General features: G+C 55.3%; 16 protein-coding genes. 9 read left to right on the forward strand and 7 right to left on the reverse strand.

What is annotated here, in order from left to right; genetic code table 11:
• Positions 1-587: 587 nt before the first annotated feature.
• A complete protein-coding gene (locus tag ABJI08_RS19135) occupies positions 588-1,085 on the reverse strand; it encodes a hypothetical protein (RefSeq protein WP_348403454.1) in 498 nt (165 codons plus the stop codon).
• A gap of 634 nt (positions 1,086-1,719) precedes the next feature.
• Here ABJI08_RS19135 and ABJI08_RS19140 point away from each other — a divergent pair.
• Entirely contained in the window at positions 1,720-2,139 is a 420-nt protein-coding gene (locus ABJI08_RS19140; protein ID WP_348403455.1) for a GNAT family N-acetyltransferase, read from the forward strand.
• 129 nt (positions 2,140-2,268) lie between these two features.
• Here ABJI08_RS19140 and groL read toward each other — a convergent pair whose 3' ends face one another.
• The 3 genes from groL to ABJI08_RS19155 form a co-directional block, all read right to left on the reverse strand.
• On the reverse strand, positions 2,269-3,918 hold the full coding sequence (gene groL, locus ABJI08_RS19145) for a chaperonin GroEL (protein ID WP_348403456.1): 1,650 nt from the start codon (positions 3,916-3,918) through the stop codon (positions 2,269-2,271).
• Between the two features lie 38 nt (positions 3,919-3,956).
• Positions 3,957-4,244: a co-chaperone GroES gene (locus ABJI08_RS19150; RefSeq protein WP_348403457.1), complete on the reverse strand. Its 288-nt coding sequence runs from the start codon at positions 4,242-4,244 to the stop codon at positions 3,957-3,959.
• Positions 4,245-4,398: 154 nt separating this feature from the next.
• Positions 4,399-5,049, reverse strand: a complete 651-nt coding sequence (locus ABJI08_RS19155) for a sulfotransferase family 2 domain-containing protein (RefSeq protein WP_348403610.1) — start codon at positions 5,047-5,049, stop codon at positions 4,399-4,401.
• A 120-nt stretch (positions 5,050-5,169) separates the two neighbouring features.
• Between ABJI08_RS19155 and ABJI08_RS19160 the strand changes: the two genes are divergently transcribed.
• From ABJI08_RS19160 to ABJI08_RS19170, 3 genes are all read left to right on the forward strand, one after another.
• Positions 5,170-6,051, forward strand: coding sequence for an alpha/beta hydrolase (locus ABJI08_RS19160; protein WP_348403458.1), 882 nt, complete (start codon positions 5,170-5,172; stop codon positions 6,049-6,051).
• Between the two features lie 56 nt (positions 6,052-6,107).
• Positions 6,108-7,784, forward strand: coding sequence for a thiamine pyrophosphate-binding protein (locus tag ABJI08_RS19165; RefSeq protein ID WP_348403459.1), 1,677 nt, complete (start codon positions 6,108-6,110; stop codon positions 7,782-7,784).
• Positions 7,785-7,845: 61 nt separating this feature from the next.
• Positions 7,846-8,442 (forward strand): pyridoxamine 5'-phosphate oxidase family protein, encoded by a 597-nt coding sequence (locus ABJI08_RS19170; protein ID WP_348403460.1) that lies wholly within the window; start codon positions 7,846-7,848, stop codon positions 8,440-8,442.
• Positions 8,443-8,489: 47 nt separating this feature from the next.
• On the opposite strand, the gene ABJI08_RS19175 is transcribed toward ABJI08_RS19170, so the two are convergent.
• The gene (locus ABJI08_RS19175; RefSeq protein WP_348403461.1) at positions 8,490-9,251 is read right to left on the reverse strand and encodes an NAD(P)H-dependent oxidoreductase; all 762 of its coding nucleotides are present in this window, start codon (positions 9,249-9,251) and stop codon (positions 8,490-8,492) included.
• Positions 9,252-9,367: 116 nt separating this feature from the next.
• A complete protein-coding gene (locus ABJI08_RS19180; protein WP_348403462.1) occupies positions 9,368-10,033 on the reverse strand; it encodes a DUF2161 family putative PD-(D/E)XK-type phosphodiesterase in 666 nt (221 codons plus the stop codon).
• Between the two features lie 107 nt (positions 10,034-10,140).
• Here ABJI08_RS19180 and ABJI08_RS19185 point away from each other — a divergent pair, with 107 nt between their 5' ends.
• Complete coding sequence (locus ABJI08_RS19185; RefSeq protein ID WP_348403463.1) at positions 10,141-11,151, forward strand: TraB/GumN family protein; 1,011 nt, start codon at positions 10,141-10,143, stop codon at positions 11,149-11,151.
• Positions 11,152-11,262: 111 nt separating this feature from the next.
• Positions 11,263-12,183 (forward strand): manganese-dependent inorganic pyrophosphatase, encoded by a 921-nt coding sequence (locus ABJI08_RS19190; RefSeq protein ID WP_348403464.1) that lies wholly within the window; start codon positions 11,263-11,265, stop codon positions 12,181-12,183.
• An 83-nt stretch (positions 12,184-12,266) separates the two neighbouring features.
• Here ABJI08_RS19190 and ABJI08_RS19195 read toward each other — a convergent pair whose 3' ends face one another.
• Complete coding sequence (locus ABJI08_RS19195) at positions 12,267-13,154, reverse strand: hypothetical protein (RefSeq protein ID WP_348403465.1); 888 nt, start codon at positions 13,152-13,154, stop codon at positions 12,267-12,269.
• Between the two features lie 125 nt (positions 13,155-13,279).
• Between ABJI08_RS19195 and ABJI08_RS19200 the strand changes: the two genes are divergently transcribed.
• From ABJI08_RS19200 to ABJI08_RS19210, 3 genes are all read left to right on the forward strand, one after another.
• Positions 13,280-14,005 carry a hypothetical protein gene (locus ABJI08_RS19200; RefSeq protein WP_348403466.1) on the forward strand — a complete coding sequence of 242 codons (726 nt, stop codon included), beginning with the start codon at positions 13,280-13,282 and terminating at the stop codon, positions 14,003-14,005.
• Positions 14,006-14,139: 134 nt separating this feature from the next.
• Positions 14,140-15,015 (forward strand): TIGR01459 family HAD-type hydrolase, encoded by an 876-nt coding sequence (locus tag ABJI08_RS19205; RefSeq protein WP_348403467.1) that lies wholly within the window; start codon positions 14,140-14,142, stop codon positions 15,013-15,015.
• A gap of 103 nt (positions 15,016-15,118) precedes the next feature.
• Positions 15,119-15,562 (forward strand): MaoC family dehydratase, encoded by a 444-nt coding sequence (locus ABJI08_RS19210; RefSeq protein WP_348403468.1) that lies wholly within the window; start codon positions 15,119-15,121, stop codon positions 15,560-15,562.
• The last annotated feature ends 84 nt before the right edge of the window (positions 15,563-15,646 follow it).

Consider the following 15,646-nt stretch of genomic DNA (forward strand, 5'->3'; position numbering starts at 1 on the left):
CGCTTCAAGGCCAGTTCAGAAGCTGCAAAGAAAACCACAAAGGAGGCCACCATATTGACCAAAGCATAGCCGCCGATACATAAATAAAGCGGGTCAAATCTCGGTGACAATACCGGGTCAGTTATCAATGACATTCAACAGCGGAAGCTATCTTAGCTGCTGTTTAGCTTCGGGTAAGATAGGTGCGGCGAACAACGGGCCGAAAGCTGCCGCGACAGGTTTTGGACGAGGGTCGATTGCTGCTCCACGCATATTGAGTCGACAAGGGCGGAAACCGGACTTTCTCCGCATTTTGCACCGATGTCTGTTGTGCGCGTGCGCGTTCACCGGGTTGCCCTACACTGTAGCTTTTTTGAAAAGCTGAGGTGTTTGTCATGCCTACCGAGATTGCGTATTGTTCATGAATAATCAGAAAGCCAATATCAGGGATCGCTGGCAGCAGGTGTTTTGATGGACGGAAGCTAGTGTGTACTTGCCGCAATTTCCGTCCGGGGGAGCGAAATTTGCACTTTGCTGGCCGATGCCACTTCTAGCCATCGACCAGCGTAATTTTCGAACGTCGGACTGCGTAAGCCGACGATCTAAGATCAGTAGTTACATTCTCTAGTGGCAGCCATCGCCTTAAATGTACCATCTAGGCTGATCTCAACAGGGCCATCTGAATCGGGGGACAGCGTCATCACATACCGCTTTGCAAGTTTCTCACCCAAGAGTGAATCATTTGATCTCAACACGGCACCACGCCAGTCGTTACGGAATTCGCCAACCGAACGGCCAGTGAAACGCGTACCATCGATATCGAAGACGACGTCACGGGTCACGTTGCCATAGATTTTTGCGTCCTTGTCCTTCGTATAGACGGCGATGTATCCAAAGTCGGTGCCATCTTTCTCTTTTCCCATGCGCACGAGATAGCCGTTGTCCATGACCCGTTCCATCACGCAAACAAGGTCTCCATCTCCTTTGTAGATGTCCCAGCCCTCAACGTTATCAACAGGAGTGGTGGAATCTGCCATAGCACCAGTAAAGGTACCAAATGCCGCCACAAACCCTGCGGCCAAACCCAATTTTAAATTTTTGTTCATAATATTCACCTATTTCGGTTCGAAAATTGCATGCAGCCTCGGTAACTCAAGAGCCGCAAAATAGGTGCCCATTAAAAAGCGCAGAGCATGAAGAAATCAAGAAAATTTTACTTTATGTGCTTTTATTTGATTTTGACGCCAACGCGCATCGGCTTCAAGGCACAGAAAACCGCAAAAGTTTGAAAGGTGGGCGGAGACACTGTGTATTCGCTTTACAAAACAATCATCTTGTCGGCCGTGAAGAATTTGTTCCGCCACCGGTTTGTGCACTTGGAATTCAGAGCCGTCATTCGCGCGAACGACTTGAGCGACTGCTTGGGGCCGAAAACGACCAGAGATGGGTTAAGTTCGAAAGACGGCTCCGTCCGCATACCAGAAAATCAAAAAAGCCGACCAATTCACGCTTACCAGCATCGATAGTTTTACAGCAGCCCAGTTACCGAGGTTATGCCGCATGGGGTCAGACTGGAGAGCCTGCAACGAAACCAAATCTCCGCCAAAGCAAGTGTATTGACCTTCATTTGGAGTCCGGCATCTGTCGATCTTGACATTACGCAAGCCAACCAAATCAGATGCGTCCAGCATTGCCGCGATTTCGATTGAGGTGCGGATCGGAACCTAGCTAAAACGTGGCGTGAGCGCCTTTTTCGCCGACTATGCGTTACGAGAATTCACAACCCCGAATACGGAGCGGCTCATACTTGACCCGGATCAGTTCATTCTCGTTTCTGAAAATGACGAAGGTATTGACGGGTTCATAAGGGTGTCTTCTGCGAGCACTGCACCAGTGTCGGGTTGTTCAGAAATGGAAATCGCAACTTTTTACGTTCAACCACGTCATCATGGAAAAGGTATCGGCAAAAACTTATTGGCGGCAGCACTCCAACACTGCCGTGAAAAAGCTGCCAAATCTGTGTGGCTTACAACCATTGCTGAAAATGACACGGCAATCGCCTTTTATCTCGCGCAAGGCTTTGAACACATCGGAGAAACCCATTTCCGAATTGGTGAGCAAGGCTCCTTGAACAACGTTTACTCATACCGTTTGGAATGATGTCGTTAAGCAACGGCATCACTTTCCAGCTTTGTTCCAAGCGCCTCACATACGAAAAAGGGCCGCCCGAAGGCGACCCTTTCAGTCTTTCTGGCGGAAGCATCCGTCAGACTTCGCAAGTGCGAAGTCTTACATCATGCCGCCCATGCCGCCCATGCCGCCCATGTCGGGCATGCCGCCTGGGGCCGCGCCTTCTTTGGCGGGCTTGTCGGCAACCATGGCTTCGGTGGTGATCAGCAGACCAGCAATCGAGGCTGCATCTTCCAGAGCGGTGCGAACCACTTTGGCAGGGTCAATCACGCCGTAAGCGAACATGTCACCATATTCTTCGGTCTGTGCGTTGAAACCAAATGCCGCATCGTCGCTTTCGCGTACTTTGCCAGCCACAACAGCGCCGTCGACACCAGAGTTTTCAGCAATCTGACGCAGAGGCGCTTCGATGGCTTTGCGAACGATGACGATACCGGCGTTCTGGTCAGAGTTTGCACCTTCCAGAGTCTCAAGTGCTTTACCGGCCTGAACCAGAGCAACACCGCCACCAACGACAACACCTTCCTGAACAGCAGCACGGGTTGCGTTCAGAGCATCGTCAACACGATCTTTACGCTCTTTCACTTCAACTTCGGTCATGCCGCCAACACGGATCACAGCAACACCGCCTGCCAGTTTGGCAACGCGCTCTTGCAGCTTCTCACGGTCGTAATCAGATGTGGTTTCTTCGATCTGCGTACGGATCTGAGCAACACGTGCTTCGATCTCAGCTTTCTCGCCAGCACCGTCAACGATCGTAGTTTCGTCTTTGGTGATCTCGATTTTCTTCGCAGTGCCGAGCATGTCCATTGTGACCGACTCGAGCTTCATGCCCAGATCTTCCGAGATAACCTGACCACCGGTCAGGATCGCGATGTCCTGCAGCATGGCTTTGCGGCGATCGCCGAAACCAGGTGCTTTGACAGCTGCGATTTTCAGGCCGCCGCGCAGTTTGTTAACAACCAGAGTTGCCAGCGCTTCGCCTTCAACATCTTCTGCAATGATCAGCAGTGGCTTTTGCGACTGGATCACAGCTTCGAGCAGCGGAACCATCGACTGAAGCGACGAGAGTTTTTTCTCGTGCAACAGAACCAGACAGTCGTCCAGATCAGCAATCATTTTGTCAGCGTTGGTGACAAAGTAAGGCGACAGGTAACCGCGGTCGAACTGCATGCCTTCAACAACATCAGTCTCAGTTTCCAGACCTTTGTTCTCTTCGACGGTGATCACACCTTCGTTGCCGACTTTCTGCATCGCACCAGCGATCTGCTCGCCGATATCTGCTTCGCCGTTGGCCGAGATGGTACCAACCTGAGCAACTTCTGCGCTGTCTTTGACTTCACGGGCTGCGCCCTTGATGCCTTCAACAACTTTGGAAGTGGCCAGATCGATGCCGCGTTTCAGATCCATTGGGTTCAGACCAGCAGCAACCTGCTTCAGACCTTCGCGAACAATCGCCTGGGCCAGAACGGTGGCTGTGGTTGTGCCGTCGCCAGCTTCGTCATTGGTGCGCGAAGCCACTTCTTTGACCATCTGCGCGCCCATGTTTTCGAACTTGTCTTCCAGTTCGATTTCCTTGGCAACCGATACACCATCTTTGGTGATGCGGGGTGCGCCAAACGACTTGTCCAGAACCACGTTACGGCCTTTGGGGCCCAGGGTTACTTTGACGGCGTCAGCCAGAATATTTACGCCGCGCAGCATTGCATTGCGGGCATCGGTGTCGAACTTTACGTCCTTAGCAGCCATTGTGCTTTACCTCTTTGAAATTCTTGTCAGTCAGACGATCAGGCGATGACGCCCATGATGTCGGATTCTTTCATGATCAGCAGCTCTTCACCGTCGAGGGTGATTTCAGTGCCGGACCATTTGCCAAACAGAACTTTGTCGCCTGCTTTGACGTCCAGTGCGATACGGTCGCCGTCGTCATCACGCAGACCTGCGCCAACAGAAATAACTTCGCCTTCGGCGGGCTTTTCTTTTGCGCTTTCGGGGATGATAAGTCCGCCTGCGGTTTTTTCTTCGCTTTCGGTGCGACGAACCACAACACGGTCGTGCAGAGGTGTAAATGCCATTGTCTAGGTTTCCCTAACTAAGTTGTCTCCCTGACTCCTCAGCGGAGTCGTTAGCACTCCCTACCGGCGAGTGATAACGAGGCATAGCTAGGGTCTGCAAACGGGCAAGTCAACAGGCGCCCCGGAATTTTCACATCTCGGGCCGGATACCAGCCTATCTCCTGTATCCAAAGGCCTCAAAGTCATCCTGGAACCGTCGATAAATCGCATCTTTTTGGGATTGAGACAAAACGTTCACAGAAAAACCCGGTGCATCCGGCGATACGTTTCGCACCGGAACCGCGACGCCGTCGCCTATGGCAAGCCGATAAATCGGCGCCATTTCCTTGTCCAATCGCGCATGTTCGGCCAGATGATCCACCATCAGTTTGCCCTTGTCATCATAGACAAACGCGACCTGCGGGCACATGTGGCGGGCATTGTCGCCAAACGTGTCGGGATAGTCTTCACGCATAAAGCTGTCAAAATCCCGCGACGTCAGCCAATGTGACCACTGCAACCGCCGCCCCCATTTGCCCATCCGATACCGAAACTCTGACACGGCCCGCTCATAAGGATGCCGGATCACCGCGAATTTCAGATAGTCGTCAAATTCCGCCTGCGTGACAAATCCCAGTTCCACATATTCACGCGCGTACAAATGCGCCAGCCGCTCTGGCATCCCCGGGCCATCCCCTGCCCGCAACAAAAGCGATTCGCCCGCATCCCAACCCAGGCCAAGATGGTCCAGAAACGGCGCCACAACGCTTTGCCCTGCGGTTTTAGGGATGTGAACAAATATCGTTTTATGCGCTCTGGACAGCATCAACAAAGGCTCCTTTTCGCGCGCAACTTCTCACCACAACCCGGTTTCGTCAACGCGATGATCAAGCAATTTACATCCCCCCCTCAACCGCTAAGCTGATCAAAACATTCCGAGGGTCAAATGCAGATTAAAACCAATGAAATTGCACTGGAAGTTCAGGAGTTCGGCCCCGCCGACGGTCCTGCACTGATCCTGATCCGGGGACTTGGATCACAGCTGATCCACTGGCCTGCCGACTTGTGTATCGGACTTGCCGAGCGCGGCTTTCGCACGATCATATTTGACAACCGCGATGTCGGCCTCAGCCAGCGCTGCCCAACGGATCAGACACCAACCGACGCAGCCCGCATCTTACAGATCAGCGAGACCGGTGCGCCCATCCCAGCGGCCTATACCCTGAATGATATGGCGCGGGATGTTGTGGGCCTGATGGATGCGCTAAAGATTGAGACGGCCCATGTATTTGGCATCTCCATGGGCGGTGCCATCGCGCAAATCCTGTGCGTTGATCACGCGGACCGGCTTAAATCCGCGTCGATTGTTATGACCTCTGCCCGCTTGCGCACAACGCAAAACAACGCAGGCAGCATCCTGCCCACCCTGCTTGCGAAACCGGTCGATCACGCCACCTATGTCAACAATTGGGTGCACGAGCACGCCGTTCATGGCAGCCCCGGTTATCCCATGCCCGAACAGGATATACGCGCCGAGGCTGATGTCGCCTGGTCACGTGGCGTGGACCCGGATGGCAACAACCGTCAGGTGCTCGCGCTCTTGACAGCCCCCGACCGGCGCCAGAACCTGACCCGTATTAATCTGCCCTGTCAGGTTATTCACGGTGTTGACGACGCATTGATCCCGCTCTCTATGGGGGCAGAAATCGCGGCGTTGATCCCGGATTGCGATTATCACGCGATTGACGGCATGGGCCACATCATTACGCCTGCTCTGGCACCGACCATTGTTGATCTGGTCGATGATTTCATCCAACGTCGGGGCTGATCATTGCCGATTTCAGGCAGCTGCACGCGTCCACCATCCAACATAAGGCCCACGAAATGACACAACGAAATGGCGGAGAAATCCTCATCAACTGCCTTATCGCACTGGGCGCCAAAACCAGCTTTGGGGTTCCCGGCGAAAGCTATCTTGCGGTGCTGGATGCGTTGCACGACACTAAGGGCAAACTGGATTTTGTCCTGTGTCGCAACGAAGGAGGGGCCGCGTTCATGGCGGCTGCGCATGGCAAGCTGACCGGTCAGCCCGGCATCTGCATGGTCACGCGCGGCCCCGGCGCAACCAACGCCTCGATCGGGGTGCACACCGCCGCTCAGGACAGCGTTCCGATGCTGTTGTTCATTGGTCAGGTCGGCACCGATCTGATGGGACGCGAGGCGTTTCAGGAAATCGACTATTCCGCCTTTTTCGGTTCTGTCGCCAAATGGGTCACCCAGATTGACCACGTCGACCGTATCCCCGAAATCACCGCCCGCGCCTGGACCACCGCCATCTCCGGCCGTCCCGGTCCGGTGGTGATCGCCCTGCCTGAGAACATGCTCACCGATCTGTCCGCGGTTGCCACCCTGACTGCGCCCGCGCCGGTGCATGAACCTGCACCATCTGCCGCAGCGGTGACTGCCTGTCTGGAACACCTGAAATCTGCACAACGCCCTCTGATCATTGCCGGGGGTGGTGGATGGACGCCCCAAGGGCGCGCAGCGCTGGAAAGCTTTGGCGAGGCGTCCGACATACCGGTTCTGGCCGCTTTCCGGTTTCAAGACCTCTATGACAATCACAAACCCACCTATGCGGGTGACGCGGGCGTCGGCATGAACCCCGCCACCAAATCGCTGATCACCAACGCCGATGTCATTCTGGCGCTCAACATCCGCTTTGGCGAAATGACCACCGACGCCTACACGCTTTTGGATGTCCCCAACCCGCAACAAACGCTGATCCACTGCCACAGCTCGGACCGCGAATTGGGCAAAATTTATATCCCCGATCTGGCGATCCATTCCGGCCCCAATGAAATTGCTCAGGCCCTTGCCAAGACCCCTGTGTCCGGGAACCGGGGCACATGGCGTACCGAGGCACGCGCCGGATATATCGCCAGCTTTGAGGTGCCCGATTTGCCCAGCCCGGTGGATATGGGCAAGGTGATGACCCATCTGCGCAGCACCCTGCCCCAAGATGCGATCCTGACCAACGGGGCTGGAAACTTTGCCACTTGGCCCAACAAATTCTTCCGATTTGGCCCTGATCAACGCCTGCTCGCGCCGCAGTCGGGCGCCATGGGCTATGGCCTGCCCGCCGCCATCGCCGCCAAGGTCACCCATCCCGACCGCACAATTATCTGTTTCGCAGGCGACGGCGACTTTCAGATGAACTGCCCCGAATTGGGCACCGCGATGCAGGCCGGGGCGCAACCCATCATCCTGATCCTGAACAATGGCACCTATGGCACGATCCGCATGCATCAGGAACGCACTTACCCTGCTCGCGTCTCCGGCACTGATCTGGAAAACCCCGATTTTTGTGCCATCGCACAGGCCTATGGCTTTCACGCGGAACGCGTCGACACCACCGATGCGTTTACCGATGCTTTTGAGCGGGCGCTGGCCGCTCCCACCGGTGCGGTTCTGGACCTGAACGTGTCGGCAGAAGCCTTGACGCCCCGTCAATCCCTCAGTCAAATACGCGCCACGGGCCAGACACGCCCAAGCGATTCCTGAACAAGCATGCACGCCAAGCGCGTGACATATTAAGACATTCTTTCAAAGAGGACCTCGCCTGATGACCCCAGAAAAACTGCGCGAAATCTATGGCCCCACCTCTCCGGTTGCAGCCATCAAAGTGATTGATAAGTTTGACACGCATTGCCGGACGTTCATTGAACAATCGCCGTTTCTGATCCTCGCCACGTCCGACGGCACCTCCCTTGATGTGTCACCCAAGGGCGACCCGGCAGGATTTGTCCAGGTCGAGACGGACACAACCCTGCTTATCCCGGACCGGCCCGGCAACCGACGGCTCGACGGGTTGCTGAACATACTGGCCCACCCCCATGTTGGTCTGCTCTTTATGATCCCAACCGTGACCGAAACTCTGCGCGTGAACGGCACCGCCGAGATCAGCGATGATCCTGATCTGTGCGACAGGTTTGCTGTCAAAGGGCGTCGCCCCCTAACGGTTCTGCGCGTCACCGCAACCGAGATTTTCACCCATTGCGGCAAGGCCCCCCTGCGTGCAGGCCTGTGGAAACAGGACACATGGCCCAGCGAACGCCCGGTTCCAACTCTGTACGAAATGATCAGCGATCACACCGGAACGCCAATTATCTCAATTGAACCAAATGCGATTGATCAAGAGTATCGGGAAACCATGTACTAAACCGATCTTTCGGGCAGGCAAAACCTTCCTGCCCGACAAACCAACCCTCAACTGTGCCGGATAAACGGGCTATGGCTGGGGCTGGTCTGTTTAAGCCGCCCGTTCTCGTCAAAATCGGCATCCCCATTAAAACGCAACTCGCGACGCTCCTCAAATCCGCCAATCACCTCAGATTGTGCCGCCAGAATCCCCGCCAGTCGTTTCTCCAACGCCGCCCGCTCGTCCCCTTCGTGATACCCATGCACCCCATGCACAATCACAGGTTCTTTGACGCGCATCCCAAGGTATCGCAGCGTATAAGCCGCAGGCCAAAGAAGCAGCCGCGCATCGCCCTCTTTGCCGTCCGGCCCACCTTCGGCCTCTGTTGCGCCGGTCGTGACACAAAACAACGCCGTCTTGTCCCGACACCGGCCCGTATCAAACCTTTCGTCAACGCTGTGCAACTGCCCGTGCAGCAAAACGCGGTCAAACCATCCTTTGACAATCGCCGGTGGCGCAAACCACCACATCGGGAAATGGAATATCACCCGGTCCGCCTGTTCCAGCTTGGCGATTTCGCGCGCCACGTCTGGCGGCACACCGCCGGTCTCTGCCGCCGCTTCCTGCGCCTTCAGCGGGTCAAACCCTGCCGCATCAGCCTCTGGAGCGTAATGGCGGGCGGTCTCAACCGCATCAAACCCCAAGCCCACAAGATCCGACCACAGCACCGTCTGCCCCCCGGCCTGACAAGCCGCCGCAGTGGCATCCGCCCATGCACCATTAAAGGACGTCCGGTTGGGGTGGGCCAACACGATCAAAGTGGTTGTCATGTCACTGGGTTTCCCGGTTTTGGCTCAAGATTGCATTTGTTAGATCAGCAATCGCGAAGCGGTTCCAGCCTGCATTGAACCGATGGCATACCGACGCAATACCGACGTGTTGCCGATCACTCGGATTCCGGCTGCGCCAATGCCGTCACGCCGCTTTCGCTCAGCATATAAACCCCGGTTTCGACTTTTTCGAACCAGCCATAATGATTGTCTCGCATCATCTGGGTTGCCCGCTCCACCCCGGTTTCCCCAGCCACAAGCGCGCCCTTACTGGCCCCGTTTAACGACAGAAATTCCGCACAGCGCACCGCATCCTGACGATAGGCGGTGACGCGTTTGCCCCGGGTCCCCCCGGTATTGGGATCACCTTCCAGCCGGGAAAACGCCTTAAGCAACTGGCCCTTGCGCCGTTTGGATTTACGCGGTCGAAACGGTTCTGGATCGGCATGTACCTCAACCGTACCTTTGTCGGTCTGTACCGACAAAACGCCAACACCCAACCGGCGGCACAGCCCGATATTCCCCCTGAACGCCTTCCAGCCTGCGCGCCCCTTCCAGCGGGGCACAGCGACATAAACCGCATCCGTCACAGACTGGCGCACCACAGCCTGTTGCAGCAGTGTCAGCGAAAATCCGGTCTTTAGTTCAACAATAACAGGGTCTTCACCCGCCCGACATGCCACAACGTCCGCAGCCTCGATCTCGGCTTTCACCTCAAACCCGCGCGCCTCCAGCCATGATTTGACGGGCGCATACAGGTCGGTTTCGCTCAGCTTACTCATGTCCTCAGACCTATCTGTTCAGGACCATTCTGAAAACCCGTTCCTGCCTTGCGAATACAATGCTGCCTGCTAAGTTGAGGCCAGTTCCCAGCAAAGAGTGTTATTTTGTGCTTCGCATCCTCGCCACCCTATTTTGCCTGACCATCGCACTGCCTGCATTCGCGACCTGCAAAGGCCCTTCTCAATTTGACGCACTGCCCGAAGATCAGCAAGCCGACCTGCAACGCCGCGCCGCCCAGGCACCTTTTGCACAAGGCAATTTCTGGCAAGTTGAGAAAAATGGCGTGACCTCCTATGTCATTGGAACAATGCATCTTCCGGATGCCCGGCATGCACGAATACTGGACACACTCAAAGCGATCCCCAATCCCCCGTCCCGCCTGTTTCTGGAACTTAATTCAACGGACGAGCTTGTCTTTCAAAACCACCTGACGTCCGACCCATCCAAAATCCTGATCACCAGCGGCCCCACCCTGATCGAGCGGCTGGGCGAAGACAACTGGACCAAGCTCAAACCCCGGCTCGCCGACATTGGTCTGCCGCCTTTTGTGGCGGCGAAATACCAACCGTGGTTTCTGGGCCTGACCTTGTCGATCCCGGCCTGTGCCGTCGCTGATATTAAAGCAGGTCGCCCCGGACTAGACCGCCAGATCGAAGACTGGGCCGAGGACAAAGGCCTAACTGCACAATCTCTGGACAACACCGAAAATTTGATGCGTATCCTCGCCTCTGATCCTCTGGAGGAGCAGGTCGAGATGCTGAAATGGTCCTTGTCCCAGGATTTCGACCTGTCCGGTGCTGACAGTATCACAACAATGCTGGCGCTCTATTTTGAAGAAAGAAACCAGCTTTATTGGGAATACAGCAAAGCAGAGGCCCTCGGCGGTTTTACCGATCCTGCCGACATTAAACGGGTCAACGACCTGTTTGATGAGTTGCAATCAGATCTGGTCCAATCCCGGAATTTGCAATGGGTCGACGCTCTGGCCCCCGCGCTTGGCGAAGCACCCGCTTTTGTCGCGGTCGGAGCCCTGCACCTGCCCGGCGAAAACGGCGTACTGACCCTTTTGCAAAATCAAGGCTTTTCAATCAAGCGGGTTCGGCTGGTTCACAATTGACCCGACCCGCGCGTTGAGGTCGCAACCCCATTCCAATGCGTGACAATCACCCGCGCCCCTTCTATAACGCGCGCAAAATCACCTAATTTCTCTTTTCAAAGGTTGCATCACATGACCACCCTCGTATTTGGCCACAAATCTCCCGACACGGATTCCACCGGCTCCCCCATTATCTGGGCCTGGTATCTGAACGAGGTTCTCGGCACCCCGGCAAAACCCGTCCTGCTTGGCGAACCCAACACCGAAGCCGCGTTTGTTGTGGAAAAATGGAATCTCGACAAACCCGAGATCATCGACGCCGTTGCGGCCGACACGCCAGTTGTAATCGTCGACACCAACAACCCAGCCGAATTGCCCGACGCGATCAACGATGCTGACATCACCGCCATTATCGACCACCACAAACTGGTCGGCGGTCTGGAAACCAAAGGTCCGATCGACATCACAATCCGTCCGCTGGCCTGCACCGCCACCATCATGCATGACCTGATGGGCGCCGACGCTGACAAGATGCCCGACAATATCAAAGGCGCGATGCTGTCCTGTATCCTGTCCGACACGTTGGAATTCCGCTCGCCCACCACCACCGACCACGACAAAGCGCTGGCCGAAAAACTGGCCGCAGAACTGAACCTTGATCTGAACGCCTATGCCAGCGAAATGTTCGAAGCCAAATCCGACATCTCTGCTTTCTCGGACGCCGAACTGATCCGCATGGATTCCAAAGAATACGCAGTCGACGGCACCAAGTTCCGCGTTTCTGTTCTGGAAACCACAGCGCCCAAACTGGTTCTGGACCGCAAGGCCAGCATCATGGCGTCGTATGCTGACGTTGCCAAAGAAGACGGCGTTGATGACGTGCTGCTGTTTGTGGTCGACATCCTGAACGAAGAAGCCACGATGTTTATCCCCAACGATCTGGTCAAAGGCGTGGCCGAGAAGAGCTTTGGCGCCACCGTCGAGGGCGACTCTGTTGTCCTGCCCGGCGTCATGAGCCGCAAAAAACAGATCATCCCGAACCTCAAAGTCTGATCTGCGCAAAAGTTCGAAACAAGGGCGTCCCTTTCGGGGCGCCTATTTTTTTTGCACTTCACCTAAGCCACCCGGAATTCAAGTCAAATTGTCAAAACTATCGAGTCGATCGTCCGCCCGTACTGATCTCTGACATCAATTCCATAACGGGTGCCGCTATCGCCCTTAATATTTTTTATCAAAGCTGAACACGGCCCAGACTGGCGAACCAAGGCAAGATCGCGTTGAGTATGACTTTGCGGAAAGTGGCAATGCAATGGGGCCTGAATCGGTTTCTGATCCAAAAGCACCGATACTTCAGCGACTTCGCCGTGCCGCCAATTGACTGGGGCCCAAGTAATTGCCAGGTCAATATACCCTCTGATCGTGTTTTCAAATTCGACAGGCATTTTTACTTCCGAACATGTCGCAGGATTTACACACGCGGAAACCATAAAAATCGAGGATGTTTCGTAACCCAAATGAACAGCTTGTTCATTTACGACCAAAGGCTCGTTGGGACCGGACAAAGAAAATACGCAATTTCCGACTTCAGAAACCGCGGCAAAGCCCGGCGTTTCACGAATTTCGCAAGTCGGAGTTAACGGGTCTCCTTCAAAGTATTCAAGCAGGTCAACAGATTGCGAAACTCCAATCCTCAGCGTTTCGATGAATGGAGGGTTATGCGCGATTTCCTGAATAAAACTTGTCTGATCTTCGACCGGCTGTTCAGACCCCAGATACCAAAGCACCGTTGGCGGGAGGCCAAGTAAGGCAAAAATGGTGAACACCCTGCGTATTTTTCGGGAGCCGTCCATCCTGTCCAATGAGCGCGCTAAAAGAGAAAAAAATGAACGAACAGGTCTCAACACCGTCACTTGCCCCACCCCAATTTCTAAAAACACCAATCTGTAAAAAGTGTTGGTTATCGTCACACCAAAGATACGTCCATTCAAGAGTGACAAGCGCAAAAATTCAATCGATGCCGACATTGGTGAACTGTCGTGATGAAACACCCTGACAGATATCCGCCCCATAGCGCCCGCAACCTTGACAAAATTCCGCCGACATCCCCCATTAACGTGTCGTTGATTATCATTCGTTCCGGGGCCACAGCATGAGCTTTGCCGATCTTATCGATCACTTTGACCGCGTCTATATCGTCAATCTGGCGCATCGCGCCGACCGGCGTACGGAAACCGTGGCCGAATTCGACCAGATCGGCGTCGCGATCCCGAACGACAAGATCCAGTTCTTCGAAGCGTCCCGCCCTTCTGACAAGGGCGCATTTCCGTCTATCGGGTCTCTGGGCAACTTCATGTCGCAAACCCGCGTGCTCAAAGACGCGCTGGATCGTGGTCTGAATCGCGTTTTGATTTGCGAAGATGATCTGCATCTGAACGCATTGCCCGAACAAACTGTGGCATCCGTTCTGCATGACCTGCAAACCACCGACTGGTCTGTTGCCGCGCTTGGTTATCTGGAACCGGAAACGCCACCTGCCGATCACACCGGCCTGTCACCCTGGACAACCGGCACGCGCGGCACACAATTCTGGGCGATCCAGGGCGCGGCCATTCGGGAATTTCACGACTACCTTGAACAGGTGCGCATCCGCCCGTCGGGTCATCCCCAGGGCGGTTCGATGTTTTTTGACGGTGCGTTCAACATGGTGCGTACACAAGTGCCCGGGATCATGTTTCGCATCGCAACGCCGTGTCTGGCCGGACAGCGCGCATCGCGCACCGACATTCATGACCTCAGATTTTTTGACCGGGTCGAACCATTTCGCACGGTCGCCGGGGCGTTTCGCAAGCTCAGAAACCGCAAACGGCGCGCCTGATCCGGGCACCGACGGCATACCGACGCAATACCGACGTGCTGCCGACAGGTGTTTTCGCGGTCTGACCACTGGCGCTTTTCTTTGTCCTTTGCCATAGAGAGAGCACCAATTCTTTGCGCGCAGGACCCCAAGTCATGACCCAGATCATTTCCGCACTGACCGACATTTCCGACCGTTACCAAGCCCTGTTCGTCGATCTGTGGGGCTGTGTTCACAACGGCATCACAGCCTATCCTGAAGCCGTCGCTGCCTTGCAGGCCTACCGCGCCCGGGGCGGCATTGTGGTGCTTGTGACCAACTCCCCCAAACCCCGTGCCGGAGTTGCCGAACAGCTGAGCGAGTTTGGTGTGCCCGACGACGCCTATGACACCATCGCCACATCCGGCGACAGCGCCCGGTCGGCCATGTATCGTGGCGCTATTGGCGAAAAGGTCTATTTCATGGGCGAACCGATCCGGGACGCAGGCTTTTTTGAACCGCTCGGCATTCTGGAAAACCCGGTCAACATCACCCGTGTCCCTCTGGCCGAGGCTGAGGGTATTGCCTGCTGCGGCCCGTTTGATCCGATGGCGGACCCAGATGTGAACCGTGCCGATTTCCTGTTTGCCAAAACAAAGGGTCTCAAGCTGCTTTGCGCCAATCCCGACATCGTTGTCGACCGGGGCGAAATCCGCGAATGGTGCGCAGGCGCGCTGGCTCGCATTTACACCGAGATGGGTGGCGAAAGCCTCTATTTTGGCAAACCGCACCCGCCAATCTACGACCTCGCCCGTCGCCGCCTGATTGCTTTGGGCAACTCCATACCCGATTCTGCCATCCTCGCGATCGGCGATGGTGCCCAAACAGACATTCTGGGCGCCATGGGCGAAGACATCGATTCCCTTTTCATCTCTGGCGGCCTTGCCGCAGAAGAAACTAAAACGACGCACCAGCCTGATGAAACCGCCTTAACTATCTATTTACAAAAGGAAAAAGTGTCTCCTCAGTACACAATAGGTCAACTACACTGACGCTATTAGTGCTTGATTTTCTGCAGTTGCGAAGTAATAAAGTTGCTAAATGAGGCGGATGACCGTCTTAAAATTACTAAGCCACCTGGAATCGGAGGGTCGAATGTTGGACAATCTGCCACGCGGGACGATCTGCATAGAAGACATCGAGATGGGAATGTCTCGCTATCTGCGCAAAGTCGTGACCGATCAGGACATCGAAATGTTTGCAGAAATCTCGACGGACAGAAACCCTGTCCATCTGGATGATGATTATGCCAACGACACCATTTTTCAGGGCCGCATTGCCCATGGCATGCTGACCGCAGGCCTGATCTCTGCCGTGATCGGAGAGCAGCTCCCCGGTCATGGCACGGTCTATATGGGGCAAAGCCTGAAATTCCTCGCCCCCGTGCGCCCCGGTGACATGGTCTATGCCGAAGTCAAAGTGACCGATATCGACTTTTCCAAACGGCGGGTCAAACTTGATTGTCACTGCGCAGTGGATGGTAAAAAAGTCCTGATCGGCGAAGCCACCGTGCTCGCGCCCAGCCGCAAATTCGACTGAGCCGGGACGACTTTTCGGTATCTCGAAAAGCCCTGAGCGAATTGGCCCATGCGGACCACGCGGGGTGATACCCCTGGGCGATAG

Source organism: Shimia sp. (genome assembly GCF_039969785.1).
Taxonomy (GTDB): domain Bacteria; phylum Pseudomonadota; class Alphaproteobacteria; order Rhodobacterales; family Rhodobacteraceae; genus Shimia.

Coding starts and splice junctions, on each gene's coding strand:
- ABJI08_RS19135 (WP_348403454.1), bottom strand. CDS start 1,085: ATGAACAAAAATTTAAAATTGGGTTTGGCCGCAGGGTTTGTGGCGGCA.
- groL (WP_348403456.1), bottom strand. CDS start 3,918: ATGGCTGCTAAGGACGTAAAGTTCGACACCGATGCCCGCAATGCAATG.
- ABJI08_RS19150 (WP_348403457.1), bottom strand. CDS start 4,244: ATGGCATTTACACCTCTGCACGACCGTGTTGTGGTTCGTCGCACCGAA.
- ABJI08_RS19155 (WP_348403610.1), bottom strand. CDS start 5,049: ATGCTGTCCAGAGCGCATAAAACGATATTTGTTCACATCCCTAAAACC.
- ABJI08_RS19160 (WP_348403458.1), top strand. CDS start 5,170: ATGCAGATTAAAACCAATGAAATTGCACTGGAAGTTCAGGAGTTCGGC.
- ABJI08_RS19165 (WP_348403459.1), top strand. CDS start 6,108: ATGACACAACGAAATGGCGGAGAAATCCTCATCAACTGCCTTATCGCA.
- ABJI08_RS19170 (WP_348403460.1), top strand. CDS start 7,846: ATGACCCCAGAAAAACTGCGCGAAATCTATGGCCCCACCTCTCCGGTT.
- ABJI08_RS19175 (WP_348403461.1), bottom strand. CDS start 9,251: ATGACAACCACTTTGATCGTGTTGGCCCACCCCAACCGGACGTCCTTT.
- ABJI08_RS19180 (WP_348403462.1), bottom strand. CDS start 10,033: ATGAGTAAGCTGAGCGAAACCGACCTGTATGCGCCCGTCAAATCATGG.
- ABJI08_RS19190 (WP_348403464.1), top strand. CDS start 11,263: ATGACCACCCTCGTATTTGGCCACAAATCTCCCGACACGGATTCCACC.
- ABJI08_RS19195 (WP_348403465.1), bottom strand. CDS start 13,154: ATGTCGGCATCGATTGAATTTTTGCGCTTGTCACTCTTGAATGGACGT.
- ABJI08_RS19200 (WP_348403466.1), top strand. CDS start 13,280: ATGAGCTTTGCCGATCTTATCGATCACTTTGACCGCGTCTATATCGTC.
- ABJI08_RS19205 (WP_348403467.1), top strand. CDS start 14,140: ATGACCCAGATCATTTCCGCACTGACCGACATTTCCGACCGTTACCAA.
- ABJI08_RS19210 (WP_348403468.1), top strand. CDS start 15,119: ATGTTGGACAATCTGCCACGCGGGACGATCTGCATAGAAGACATCGAG.